The 12,259-nt window shown below is 44.3% G+C and carries 13 protein-coding genes; all 13 read left to right on the top strand.

Annotated features, from left to right (window positions below; translation table 11 throughout):
• The first annotated feature begins 45 nt into the window (after window positions 1-45).
• The 13 genes from AC2EXB_RS12905 to AC2EXB_RS12845 all read left to right on the top strand — a co-directional run bounded on the left by AC2EXB_RS12905 (window position 46) and on the right by AC2EXB_RS12845 (window position 12,238).
• Complete coding sequence (locus AC2EXB_RS12905) at window positions 46-579, top strand: YceD family protein (RefSeq protein ID WP_483601840.1); 534 nt, start codon at window positions 46-48, stop codon at window positions 577-579.
• Between the two features lie 24 nt (window positions 580-603).
• Window positions 604-780 (top strand): 50S ribosomal protein L32, encoded by a 177-nt coding sequence (gene rpmF, locus AC2EXB_RS12900; RefSeq protein ID WP_033541041.1) that lies wholly within the window; start codon window positions 604-606, stop codon window positions 778-780.
• An 87-nt stretch (window positions 781-867) separates the two neighbouring features.
• Window positions 868-1,617 (top strand): enoyl-CoA hydratase/isomerase family protein, encoded by a 750-nt coding sequence (locus AC2EXB_RS12895; RefSeq protein WP_483601837.1) that lies wholly within the window; start codon window positions 868-870, stop codon window positions 1,615-1,617.
• A gap of 183 nt (window positions 1,618-1,800) precedes the next feature.
• A complete protein-coding gene (locus AC2EXB_RS12890) occupies window positions 1,801-3,150 on the top strand; it encodes an acetyl-CoA carboxylase biotin carboxylase subunit (RefSeq protein WP_235196637.1) in 1,350 nt (449 codons plus the stop codon).
• Window positions 3,147-3,362 (top strand): acyl-CoA carboxylase biotin carboxyl carrier protein subunit, encoded by a 216-nt coding sequence (locus AC2EXB_RS12885; protein WP_235196636.1) that lies wholly within the window; start codon window positions 3,147-3,149, stop codon window positions 3,360-3,362. The genes AC2EXB_RS12890 and AC2EXB_RS12885 overlap by 4 nt, the downstream gene beginning before the upstream one ends.
• A gap of 31 nt (window positions 3,363-3,393) precedes the next feature.
• Window positions 3,394-4,944, top strand: coding sequence for an acyl-CoA carboxylase subunit beta (locus AC2EXB_RS12880; RefSeq protein WP_483601834.1), 1,551 nt, complete (start codon window positions 3,394-3,396; stop codon window positions 4,942-4,944).
• A gap of 82 nt (window positions 4,945-5,026) precedes the next feature.
• A complete protein-coding gene (locus tag AC2EXB_RS12875; protein ID WP_483601832.1) occupies window positions 5,027-5,884 on the top strand; it encodes a ketopantoate reductase family protein in 858 nt (285 codons plus the stop codon).
• Window positions 5,885-5,887: 3 nt separating this feature from the next.
• Window positions 5,888-6,271, top strand: a complete 384-nt coding sequence (locus AC2EXB_RS12870) for a DUF3397 family protein (RefSeq protein WP_483601830.1) — start codon at window positions 5,888-5,890, stop codon at window positions 6,269-6,271.
• Window positions 6,272-6,346: 75 nt separating this feature from the next.
• Window positions 6,347-7,966 carry a bacillithiol biosynthesis cysteine-adding enzyme BshC gene (bshC, locus tag AC2EXB_RS12865; RefSeq protein WP_483601828.1) on the top strand — a complete coding sequence of 540 codons (1,620 nt, stop codon included), beginning with the start codon at window positions 6,347-6,349 and terminating at the stop codon, window positions 7,964-7,966.
• Between the two features lie 147 nt (window positions 7,967-8,113).
• A complete protein-coding gene (gene mraZ, locus AC2EXB_RS12860) occupies window positions 8,114-8,545 on the top strand; it encodes a division/cell wall cluster transcriptional repressor MraZ (RefSeq protein WP_052651091.1) in 432 nt (143 codons plus the stop codon).
• A 22-nt stretch (window positions 8,546-8,567) separates the two neighbouring features.
• On the top strand, window positions 8,568-9,506 hold the full coding sequence (gene rsmH, locus AC2EXB_RS12855) for a 16S rRNA (cytosine(1402)-N(4))-methyltransferase RsmH (RefSeq protein WP_483601826.1): 939 nt from the start codon (window positions 8,568-8,570) through the stop codon (window positions 9,504-9,506).
• Window positions 9,507-9,518: 12 nt separating this feature from the next.
• Window positions 9,519-9,878, top strand: a complete 360-nt coding sequence (gene ftsL, locus AC2EXB_RS12850) for a cell division protein FtsL (RefSeq protein ID WP_251474581.1) — start codon at window positions 9,519-9,521, stop codon at window positions 9,876-9,878.
• On the top strand, window positions 9,875-12,238 hold the full coding sequence (locus tag AC2EXB_RS12845) for a penicillin-binding protein (RefSeq protein ID WP_483601824.1): 2,364 nt from the start codon (window positions 9,875-9,877) through the stop codon (window positions 12,236-12,238). Before ftsL ends, AC2EXB_RS12845 begins: the two co-directional genes overlap by 4 nt.
• Window positions 12,239-12,259: the final 21 nt, after the last annotated feature.

Raw genomic sequence — 12,259 nt, 5'->3', positions numbered from 1 at the left:
TCTGTGCATTATATAATCAACTTTGTTGTCTTAGAGGTGATACTTATGAAAATGGCGATTCAACAGCTTCAAAAGTTTCGCAAAGACGGAATGCCAATCGACGAAACGATCCGGTTAGATGCAGTGAAAGATCGCAATAGTGATATTCGTGATGTTTCCCCTATGCATGTCACCGGACATTGTACAGTTGGTTCGCAACAAATAACGTGCCAGCTCCATCTCGAAGGCAAGTTGATCTTGCCTTGTGCACGAACTTGGGAAGACGTTGAATTCCCGATTGACGTAGAATCGGTTGAAATTTTTTCTTGGTCTGAAAAAGACCGGGAAAGCAGGGAAGATAATGTTCATTTTGTAGATGCTGAAACAATTAATCTTCAGCCGATACTGGAAGAACTTGTTTTGCTTGAGATACCGATACAAGTCTTTAAGGAAGACGCCGACGAAGCCGTTATAACAGGCGGCAACGATTGGTCGTATTCAACGGATGAGCAAGCGGAAGCCGAGAAAGCAGAAGCACCACCAAAACCGGATCCAAGACTTGCTGATTTAGCAAAGTATTTTGATCAGTCAGATGAATAGAATCATTGTAAGGAGGTGTCACCAATGGCTGTACCGTTCAGAAGAACGTCCAAAACCGTTAAAAGAAAACGCCGTACTCATTTCAAATTGTCAGTGCCGGGCATGGTAACTTGCCCTAGCTGTGGCGAATCGAAATTGGCTCACCACGTCTGCAAAGCATGTGGATCATACAAAGGGAAAGAAGTTGTAGCAAGCAAATAAACCAGTATTTGCTGCTAAAAGGCTATTGAGAGGCCATGGCTCTCGATAGCCTTTTTCTCTATCTAAATTTAAGCAAGGAGTGGTTTGATGTCTTATAAAATAGATTTGTCCGATGGCATATTGACTTTTACAATCGATCGTCCCCATATCCGAAACGCAATCAACGATGAAGTGATCCAAGGCCTTGAAGAATTAGTAGCACAAGTACATAGCGATAATCCGCAATTTGTCGTCATCACCGGTTCGGGGGAACAAGCTTTTTGTTCTGGAGGCGATTTGTCGGTTTATCAGAATTTACGAACGCGGAATGAAGCTTATCCGATGTTAAAAAAAATGGGTGATGTCCTCTACCAAGTGAAAACGTTGCCGGTTCCGGTGATTGCGCTAGTCAATGGAATGGCAGTCGGTGGAGGCTGTGAAATCGCGACTGCCTGCGATTACCGATTAGTCCGCAGCCATGCGAAATGCGGCTTTATCCAAGGAACGCTCGCCATTACAAGCGGCTGGGGCGGGGGCACGTACGCAATGGAAACCTTGCCGCATGCCGAAGCGCTTAAAATGCTGAGTGAAGCGAAAGTCTATACAGCCAATGACTTGCTTGAGAACGGTTGGGCCACGAAAGTAGTGGATTCGTATGCCGAAGTGGACGAATTTTTCCATTCCATGAAAAAAATACTTCCGGAAGTCCATCGGGCTTACAAAGAAATTGCCATTCGCAAATGGCAAAGTTCAAACTTGAAAGACCGGGTAAATGATGAAATCCGAATTTGTGCAGAATTGTGGGAAGCAGATGCCCACCACCAGGCGGTCGAAAGATTCCTTAATAAGAAGAAATAAGAGATTAAATTGCGGCGCCTCTGAAGAAATACTGGAATTTCAGTATGCCTTCAGAGGCGCTTTTGAGTTCCAGTGAAATTATTGCAAAAGCCCTAAAGTATAATTTTTATAAGAATAGTTGAAATCGCTTACAAATTTCGTATATGCTAGAGAAGGGAGAAAAACACAGGGGGTATTTCTTATATGAATAAAATCCTGATTGCCAACCGCGGTGAAATTGCACGCCGAATTATACGTACGTGCAACAAGCTGGGGATTGAAACAGTTGCTATCCACTCTGAGGCTGATGGGGATCTGCCTTATGTAAGTGAAGCAACTGAACATGTATTGATTGGGCCGAATCCAGTTGTCCAATCTTATTTACAAGGGGACAAAATTATTGAAGCAGCGAAAGCGCACGGCGCATCGGCTATCCATCCCGGATATGGACTGTTGTCTGAAAATGCGGAGTTCGCGCGCAAAGTTGAAAAAGCAGGATTGACATTCATCGGTCCAGCAGCTGATATAATCGAAAAAATGGGCGATAAAATCGAATCGCGCAGAACGATGATTGAGGCAGATGTTCCGGTTGTACCAGGAACTGAAAACGGTGTGGCTACTTTGGAAGAAGCGATAAAAGAAGCGGCAGCAATCGGCTATCCAATTATGTTAAAGGCAAGTGCCGGAGGCGGGGGCATCGGAATGGTGCGCTGTGATAGTGAGCAAGCGCTCAGTCAACAGTTCCTGTCGGTGAAAAATCGTGCTAAAGCTTACTTCGGCGATGATATCGTTTTCTTAGAGAAGTTCTTGCCGAATGCTCGCCACATCGAAGTTCAAATTTTTGGGGATCAGCACGGCAATATCGTCCATCTATTCGAGCGGAATTGTTCCGTTCAGCGCCGCAACCAGAAAGTGATTGAAGAATCGCCTTCGCCGAACTTGCCGCAGGACGTAAGGCAAAAGCTTTGCGAAGCAGCTGTACAGGCAGCAAAAGCGGTTGCCTATACCAATGCAGGCACAGTGGAATTTATTGTTGATGAAAATAACGAATTCTACTTTTTGGAAATGAACACTCGTCTCCAAGTAGAGCATCCGGTAACGGAACAAGTAACAGGGCTCGATTTGGTTGAATGGCAGTTGAAAGTATCCAACGGAGAAGTTTTGCCTGCGCAAAATGAAATCGAATCGACTGGCCATGCCATCGAATACCGAATTTATGCAGAAGATCCGAAAACCTTTTTCCCTTCACCCGGAACACTTGAGAAAATCATTTGGGGGCAGGATGCCCGTATTGAATCCGGTTATGAACAAGGCAATGCAGTAACGCCATTCTATGATCCGATGATTTCAAAAATCATTGTAACAGGAGAAGACCGGATTGATGCGCTTCGCAAATCACAGAATTTTTTCAATCATGCTACAATAACGGGAGTAAAAACCAACATCCCGCTATTCCATGAATTTATCGAATCCCAGGAATTCGTTTCGGGAGAATATGCAACATCGACATTGTCGAATTGGATGGAAAAATCAAAGGAGGAATCAGGACTATGAAAGAAGTAAAAGCATCAATGGCAGGTACAGTATTGAATATTTTGGTGGCAGAAGGAGAAACGGTCTCTGCTGGCCAAGCAATTTTAACTTTGGAATCCATGAAAATGGAGATTCCTGTTGAAGCGGAAGCAGGCGGCAAAGTGGAAAAAATCCACGTTGAAATCGGCGGCTTTGTCAACGAAGAAGATACGTTAATCACATTCGGCGAATAACAACGGATTTCCGTGCAAAGGGGATGCAGAAATGACGAAAACCACCGAAACAACGGGGTATAACGAACGTTTAGAACAGAAGTTGGCTACAATTTTTGCTGGGGGGCAGCAGAAATACCATGAAAAAATGAAGGAAAGCAATAAATTATTTGTACGTGATCGGCTTAAACTATTATTTGACGATGAAAACTATGCTGAAGACGGACGCTTTGCAAATGTGGAAGCGGGAGACCTCCCGGCCGATGGCGTAGTGACGGCAATCGGTAAAGTGAACGGCGAAACAGTCTGTGTCATGGCCAATGACTCGACTGTAAAAGCTGGTTCATGGGGCTTCAGAACCGTGGAGAAAATCATCCGCATCCAAGAAACCGCAGAGAAGATGCAAGTGCCGATGCTGTATTTAGTCGATTCGGCAGGCGCTCGCATTACCGACCAACTCGCGATGTTCCCAAACCGCAGAGGTGCAGGGCGGATCTTCCATAACCAGGTGAGAATGTCCGGAATGGTTCCGCAAATTTGCCTATTGTTTGGTCCGTCTGCAGCAGGCGGCGCTTACATACCCGCGTTTTGTGACATTGTCATCATGGTGGAAGGCAATGCTTCCATGTACTTAGGATCGCCGCGTATGGCTGAAAAAGTAATTGGTGAAAAAGTGACGCTCGAAGAAATGGGCGGAGCCCGCATGCATTGCACCGTCAGTGGAGTCGGCGACGTATTGGTTTCGACGGAAGAAGAAGCGATTTCAGAAGCTCGCCGCTACCTGCAATTCTTCCCGGCGAATTTCGCTTTGAAGCCGGAAAGAATTGAATCGAAAGCCCAAAAGGCTGGCCGTTCACTCGAAGCGATTATTCCGGAAAATCAGAATGCACCTTTTGATATGTATGAATTGATCGATCAATTAGTGGATGAAGGCAGTTTCTTCGATATCAAAAAGCTATTTGCAGGTGAACTGATCACCGGGCTTGCCCGCATCGATGGACAAGCAGTCGGAATTTTAGCGAACCAGCCGAAAGTTAAAGGCGGGGTCTTATTCGGCGATTCAGCTGATAAGGGCGCGAAATTCATCAATCTTTGCGACGCATTCTCCATTCCGTTATTGTTCCTTGCGGATGTTCCCGGATTTATGATCGGGACGAAAGTTGAGCGGGCTGGCATTATCCGCCACGGCGCCAAATTTATCGCAGCGATGAGTTCAGCGACGGTGCCTAAAATTTCTGTCATTGTCCGCAAAGCCTACGGTGCTGGACTTTATGCGATGGCTGGCCCTGCTTTTGAGCCGGATGTCTGCATTGCGCTCCCGACTGCCCAAATTGCAGTAATGGGACCGGAAGCAGCAGTTAATGCCGTTTACTCAAACAAAATCGAAGCGATCGAAGATCCGAAAGAACGTTTGAAATTTGTTCAAGAGAAGCATCAGGAATATAAAGAAGAAATCGATATTTATAAACTGGCTTCAGAAATGATCATCGATGAAATTATCGCGCCAAGCCAATTGCGCGAAGTTCTATCGCAGCGCCTTTCTTTCTATGAAACAAAAGATTTGCCGTTGCCATATCGAAAACATGCGATCAATCCTGTATAATAAGAACTAACCTGAAGTCTGCCTTTATAAGGCAGGCTTCTTTTTTGAGAGTATAATCGGTTTGGATAGGGGAGGGAACCAGATGAAATTTGCAGTGGTCGGAGCTGGAGCGATCGGCATGCTGATCGCTTGTCTGTTAAAAGATGCGGGAGAAGATGTTCAGTTGATGCCAAAGACTGAAAAGCAAGCGAAGGAAATCGAAGAAATAGGGATATTAAAAGACCATAAACTATACCAGATACCTGCCATTACAAAGTTTCAACTGATTTCACCGGACACCTATATTATAGTGGCAGTGAAATATGATGCACTTCAAGGCCTTTTGCCTGAACTCAGCCATGAATGTCCGGACAACCCGCTTATTTTCCTTCAAAACGGTATGCTGCACCTTGAATTGATCGAAGAGCTGCCGCAGCAGCAAATCGCATTAGGCAGCGTTGAACACGGAGCGCTTAAAGTGAGTGCGACAGAAATAAGGCACACAGGTCTCGGAACAGTAAAATTTGCGCTAGCGAGAGGAGAAGCTTCCATTTTCAAACCGTTGGCTGACATCCAGGGCTTTACGAGCGGATGGGTGGAGGATGCTGATCAGCTCTTATTCCGCAAAGTGCTACTCAATTGCTTGATCAATCCTTTAACTGCTTTAATGGAAATCCAAAATGGCGAGTTGTTGACGAATTACCATGCCTATGAATTATTGAGAAATCTTTACACGGAATTGTATCTCGCATTTCCTGAAATTGAGAAGCTCCTTCCTTTCGAGGAAGTCACGGCTTTATGCGCTTCAACATCAACGAACACATCTTCGATGCTGGCCGATAAATTAGCCAAAAGGAAAATGGAGCTCGATACGATCTTGCTGTATACGCTGCAGCGTTCAAAAGTTGACCTGCCGTTATTAAAAACTTTATATAATCTATTAAAAGCGACTGAGGTATAAGCGATGGATATTCTATATACGATTGGGGCAATCTTCATCTTTGCGCCATTTCTTGCCTTTCTTTTAGTTGTGCTGATTGCACGCAAAAAAATGAAATACCAATCAATCGGCCTTGCTGCTGATTTGACTACGTTTCTGCTGTTCCTTTCAGTGCCCGTTTCGATCAAAGCAATCTGGCATATTGAAATATCAGCACTCATTTATTTGATAGCGATATTGATAGCGATCGTCTTGCTTGTCATTGAATGGCGGCAGACAAAAGAAATAGAAATAATGAAATACATCCGTCAAACGTGGCGCATGTATTTCGTACTACTTGCCCTTGCCTATGCTTTGGTCTGGGCAATTGGAATTGTTCTTTCCCTTTTGCATTTTTTAGGGATATGAAGCTGATTTTTTTTATTTCTCACTGCCTTTTGATATAGTAAGTTTGAATGTATAGGGAAAAGGGGACTTTTTTTCATGAGGCTAGAAGAACAATATGCCGCACCGGCAAATAAATTAATGAATGATTACATAAATGGCGACAACGGAATTTATAACTATTTTTCCTATGAACCGGCCTTAGAAAAGTTCGCTGAAAGAATGGAAGTTCTTAAGCAGCATCCGGTAGACCGGCTGCGGCTCAGTTCGATTTTAAGGAGTTACATGGGCCGCCAAGGCATCTCAGACAAAGCATTGGAGCATTTGCAGGCATTTGAAGACGGTGCGCCGGTCGTTGTGACCGGCCAGCAAGCCGGCCTTTTGACTGGGCCGCTCTACACAGTACATAAAGCGATTTCCGTTATCGTCTTGGCGAAAGAAGCAAGCGACCGGTTAAACCGAAAAGTGGTGCCGGTATTCTGGATTGCCGGAGAAGACCATGATTTAGCTGAAATCAGCCATTTGTACCGGGAAGTTAGCGGACGAGTGGATAAACTGAACTTTCCACACGTGGAGTACGGAAAAAGTTCCGCTTCTGCTGCGAAATTAAACAAAAAGAAAATCACGGAGTTTTTGGAAGAGTATTTCCGGAGCTTGCCGGAGACTGCACATTCCAAAGAATTGCATCAAACGGCTTTCCGCTTTTTAGAAGCATCGGATTCGTTCACGGATTTCTTTGCTGCCTTTATCAATTATTTTTTCCAAGAAGAGGGCTTATTATTCATAGATGCAGCGTATCCGGAACTACGCCAATATGAATCTTCTTATTTCCTGGAAATGATCGAGAAGTCGACAGCTATAGCAGAAGCGGTTTATCGGACAGAGCAATCATTGGTTAAACAAGACTATTCGGCTGCAATCGAAGCGGAGGCTGATGCGGCAAATCTATTCGTAACAGTCCAAGGCGAACGCATTCTGCTGCAAAGAAGCGAAGGCCGTTTTATCGGTAACGGCGGAGCCGTTTCCTTTTCGGCAGAAGAGCTCAAAGAAATTGCCGCAAAAAATCCAGAACGCTTAAGCAATAATGTGGTGACGAGACCGTTAATGCAAGAAATGGTGTTCCCGGTATTGGCTTTTGTAGGGGGACCCGGTGAAATTTCCTACTGGGCTGCTTTGAAAGAGGCATTTAAGCTAATGGGCATGGAAATGCCGATCATTTTACCGCGTCTTGGCATGACGCTTGTGAACCGCCAAGTGCAGAGTTTAATGGAGAAATACGGACTGGGTTTCAATGAAATCGTCAATGGCAAAAAAGTGGCCCAACTGAAGATCCAGTTGATGGACTCGGTTCGCGAAAAAGATGCCGAAGCGATGGTTGAAGAATTGAAAACAAATCTTCAAACAGAATATGAAGCTATTCAAGAAAAGTTTTCTGCAATCAGCAAAGGCTTGACTCCGATTGTCGAAAAGAACCTTAAAATCCATTTAAAGCAATTGGATTTTTTGAAAAACAAATTGGAAGATGAAGTGATGCTTCAAAACAGCACCCAATTTAATCATTTCGAAATGATAGAGAATGAGTTAATTCCAAATAATAGTCTGCAAGAGCGAGTATATAGTCCTTTTCCTTATATGAATGAATATGGGAAGACGCTTGTGCAGGACATGATGAAGCTGAATTTCAAATATGACAAAAATCACAAAATCATCTATATGTAAGTCCAAAAAGTCTGCCTCGGCAGACTTTTTTTGTCTCAAGAAGTAGAACTGAGATTTATTTTCGTAACATACATGAAATATTTCAAAAACAAGTGGTGAGAAGTGGGGGATTGTGGTACATTAAAATCAATAAGTGGGGTGACGGGCATGTTCATGGGAGAATATCAACATAGCGTTGATGCAAAGGGACGTTTAATCGTGCCTGCAAAATTTCGCGAGCAGCTTGGCGAAAGTTTTGTGATTACCCGTGGCCTGGATCAATGCTTATTTGGTTACACAATGGATGAATGGCAAAAGATCGAAGAAAAGCTGAAAGAGCTTCCGGTCACTAAAAAAGACGCACGTGCTTTTACACGATTCTTTTTCTCGGGTGCATCTGAAGTCGAACTCGATAAACAAGGGCGCGTCAATATCCCTTCAACATTGCTAACATACGCAAAACTGGACAAAGAATGCATAATCCTCGGAGTATCGAACCGCTTTGAAATATGGGCGAAAGATGCATGGGAAGAATACTTTACAGCATCAGAAGATTCATTTAATGATATTGCAGAGAATTTAGCGGACTTTGATTTCTGAAAAATTGAACGGGGGGAATGGATTGTTCAACCACACCACGGTTTTACTCCAAGAGACTGTCGATGGACTGAACATTCGTCCTGATGGCATCTATGTGGACTGCACGCTAGGCGGGGCAGGGCACAGTGAATATTTAGTACAGCAATTATCAGATGAAGGACATTTGTTTTGTTTTGACCAAGACGCGACAGCGATTGAGCATGCAAAAGAAAAATTGGCAGATTATCTGCACCGAATCACCTTCATCCATGCGAATTTTAAATTGATAAAAGAAGAGCTTGAAATGCGCGGAATCGACAAAGTCGATGGCATTCTTTATGACTTAGGGGTATCATCCCCACAACTGGATACGCCTGAAAGGGGATTCAGTTACCATAATGATGCGCCGCTCGATATGCGAATGGACCAATCAGCCCATTTAAGCGCCTACCATGTAGTAAATGAGTGGCCGTTTGAAGACTTGGTCCGCATTTTCTACCGATACGGGGAAGAGAAATTCTCCAAGCAAATTGCCCGTAAGATTGAAGCGGCCAGAGAAATTGAACCGATTGAAACGACAGGGCAGCTAGTGGAATGCATCAAAGACGGCATCCCGGCATTTGCGAGGCGAAAAGGCGGACATCCGGCAAAACGCGTATTCCAAGCAATCCGCATTGCCGTAAATGATGAATTGGGAGCAGCTGAAATATCCTTACAGCATGCGTTAGAGTTGTTAGCAGTGGGCGGCCGGATTAGTGTAATCACTTTCCATTCATTAGAAGACCGTTTATGCAAGACGATTTTCAAAGAAGCTTCCTCTCTTCCAGAACTGCCGCCGAATTTACCGGTCATTCCAGAAGGTATGGAACCGATGCTGAAGCTGATTACGCGAAAGCCAATCTTGCCTTCAGAAGAAGAATTAGAGCAAAATAACCGTTCGCGATCAGCGAAATTGCGGATAGCAGAAAAAATCAGAGAATAAGGGCGTGTTCAAATGGCGTTGAATGCAAGAAAAGAAGCATACATACAACAGCCGGCCGTTCCTCAAAACCCGAGTCGGCAGCCGGTCAAGAAAAAAAGTTTAATCACAAAAGGTGAGAAAGTCCTTTATTTGTCTTTCTTGGCGGCTTTTGTCTTTTGTGCATTGATGATTTTGCAAAATCAATCGGAAATTCAGGCATCTACTCAAGAAATTCAAACAATTGAACAATCAATCGATGAAAAAGTGAAACAAAATACAGATTTGTCTGTGCAAGTCAGTGAACTTTCTACATATGAGCGCATTTGGTCAAAAGCAAAAGAATCTGGCCTTAAGTTAAATGAGCAAAATGTAAAGGTAGTGCCTGGGCAATGAAAAAAAAGTTTCGATTTCAATGGGGAGCCTTTCTGCTGTTTTTGACTTTTGCAGGGCTCTTTTTCATTTTGGCGCTGAGAATTGTCACTATTCAGGCAACGGGATCTGTTGAAGGCCAGGAGTTGGCAGCGAAAGCGGCAGCCAAATACAGCCAGGAAGAAGTACTTTCCGCAGAACGCGGAAAAATACTTGACCGCAACGGAGAAGTCATAGCGGAAGATACATTGTCATATAAATTAGTGGCAGTGGTCAAAGACTCCGCAACTCAGAACCCTAAAGACCCGAATCATGTGGTCGACCCTGAAATGACAGCACAGGTTCTCTCGGAACATCTGGACATGGAAGAAAATGAGATACTGAAAATTTTAGAAACTGGGATTGAAAAAGATCGGTATCAGGTTGAATTCGGTTCTGCCGGAAGGGAAATCAGCCATACCAAAATGCTTGAAATGAAAGAAGAAGACCTTCCGGGAATCTTATTTGTAAGAGATTTGAAACGCCTTTATCCAAATGGCAGTTTCGCCTCCCATTTAATCGGTTTTGCTTTAAAGGAAGAATTGGAAGATGGGCAAATCGTAACAAAAGGGAAAATGGGGCTTGAAGCCATCCATGATGAGGTGTTAACTGGAAAGAACGGCAAAATGGAATTTGATACGGATAAATGGGGATATTTGTTGCCGAATAGCGACTCGATCGTAACTCCAGCCGTGGACGGTTCGAATTTGCAGTTGACTTTGGATAAAACATTACAGAACTTTTTGGAAGATGCGATGAATAATGTTCAGCAAGAATATTCGCCTACAAGGATGATTGCGGTAATTGCGGATCCGAAAACAGGAGAAATCTTGGCCATGACGCAACGTCCAACTTTTAACCCGAATACGCGCGATGGTTTATCGGATAATTGGCTGAACGAAAGCATTGAATTGACGATTGAGCCAGGCTCGCCGATGAAAATGTTCACACTGGCATCGGCAATCCAAGAAGGGAAATGGGATCCGAATGCTTATTACAATTCAGGTTCTTATACATTGCTTGGAACGACGATTGGTGACCATAACGGTAGGAGAGGGTGGGGGAGCATAACGTTCTTGGAAGGTTTCCAACGCTCCTCTAACGTTTCAATGGCGTATTTGCTTGAACGCATCGGACCAGAAAACTTCATGAAATACGTGGATGCATTCGGTTTTGGCAAAAAAACCGGAATCGATCTGCCGAATGAAGCTTCAGGCACTGTCTTGAACAATTATCCGATGGAACGTTTGACTACTGCCTTTGGGCAAGGATCTACGGTGACGCCGATTCAAATGATCCAGGCTGCTTCAGCCATCGCGAACGATGGAACGATGATGAAGCCTTACGTTATTGATCAGATTAAAAACCCGGATACGGGAGAAGTTTCCGTTAAAAGCGAGCCGGAAAAAGCTGGAAATCCGATTTCTGCGGAGACTGCCCAAAAAGTACGGGAAGTTCTAGCTTCAACTGTCACTTCAGAACACGGTTCAGGACGGCCGTTCGCTCTGCAGGATTATACAGTGGCCGGCAAGACAGGGACAGCACAAATTCCGGGTGAAGATGGCCGCTATATGGTGGGAAGAAATAATTATTTGTATTCCTTCCTCGGTATGGCGCCAGCCGAAAATCCGGAATTGCTGATTTATATTGGCGTTCAACAGCCGCAGCTGCCTTTGGATGAATATGGTTCAATTCCAGTTTCGAAGATATTCACTTCAGTGATGGAAAATGGATTGAAGTATATGAATATTGAACCTGAAAATTCCGAAACGGCTAAAACCTTCGAGGTAGGCGATTATACGGGGAAATCCGTAAAAGACCTTACTTCGCAGCTTGCAGAACAAGGCATTGAAGCAGTGCCTGCTGGAAAAGGCGACAAAGTGATCGCCCAATACCCGGCTAAAGGGGAGACGGTCGCAGAAGGTGCGAAAGTGATCCTGAAAACTGAAGGCGTACCGATGCTTCCTGATTTTACCGGCTGGTCAAAACGAGATTTGCTTGCTTTCCAATCGCTAAGCGGTTTGTCATTGGAAATTGCCGGACAAGGATTCGCAGTCAGCCAAAGCTTGTCGCAAGGTGCAGAAGTTGCTCCGAGAGAGCCGATTGTCATCCAATTGCTGACTCCTGAAGAATCGTTCAATCAGCTAATGGCAGACGGGCCTGAAGGAATACCGGAGACAGACGGGGAAAACTCTTCCGAAGAAGAACTTGGGCAAGACGGGCTGGAAGCGGAAATGGATGAAAATGCCGTTGATGAAGAATCGGTTGAAGAACCGGTGATAGAAGAAGGCAGCATTCTCGAAGAAAACTTAGAAGAACCAATCACCGAAGAAACCGGGGAATAATTTACTATTTAAAGGAGCTCT

It is taken from the genome of Planococcus alkaliphilus (assembly GCF_057031095.1).
Note: the sequence above shows the minus strand (reverse complement) of the source record. Positions and strands in the feature narration are given on the sequence as shown.

Excerpts from the sequence above, each read along its gene's own strand:
- rpmF (WP_033541041.1), top strand. The coding sequence starts at position 604 with ATGGCTGTACCGTTCAGAAGAACGTCCAAAACCGTTAAAAGAAAACGC.
- mraZ (WP_052651091.1), top strand. The coding sequence starts at position 8,114 with ATGTTCATGGGAGAATATCAACATAGCGTTGATGCAAAGGGACGTTTA.
- ftsL (WP_251474581.1), top strand. The coding sequence starts at position 9,519 with ATGGCGTTGAATGCAAGAAAAGAAGCATACATACAACAGCCGGCCGTT.
- AC2EXB_RS12890 (WP_235196637.1), top strand. The coding sequence starts at position 1,801 with ATGAATAAAATCCTGATTGCCAACCGCGGTGAAATTGCACGCCGAATT.
- AC2EXB_RS12880 (WP_483601834.1), top strand. The coding sequence starts at position 3,394 with ATGACGAAAACCACCGAAACAACGGGGTATAACGAACGTTTAGAACAG.
- AC2EXB_RS12905 (WP_483601840.1), top strand. The coding sequence starts at position 46 with ATGAAAATGGCGATTCAACAGCTTCAAAAGTTTCGCAAAGACGGAATG.
- AC2EXB_RS12885 (WP_235196636.1), top strand. The coding sequence starts at position 3,147 with ATGAAAGAAGTAAAAGCATCAATGGCAGGTACAGTATTGAATATTTTG.
- AC2EXB_RS12870 (WP_483601830.1), top strand. The coding sequence starts at position 5,888 with ATGGATATTCTATATACGATTGGGGCAATCTTCATCTTTGCGCCATTT.
- AC2EXB_RS12875 (WP_483601832.1), top strand. The coding sequence starts at position 5,027 with ATGAAATTTGCAGTGGTCGGAGCTGGAGCGATCGGCATGCTGATCGCT.
- AC2EXB_RS12845 (WP_483601824.1), top strand. The coding sequence starts at position 9,875 with ATGAAAAAAAAGTTTCGATTTCAATGGGGAGCCTTTCTGCTGTTTTTG.
- AC2EXB_RS12895 (WP_483601837.1), top strand. The coding sequence starts at position 868 with ATGTCTTATAAAATAGATTTGTCCGATGGCATATTGACTTTTACAATC.
- bshC (WP_483601828.1), top strand. The coding sequence starts at position 6,347 with ATGAGGCTAGAAGAACAATATGCCGCACCGGCAAATAAATTAATGAAT.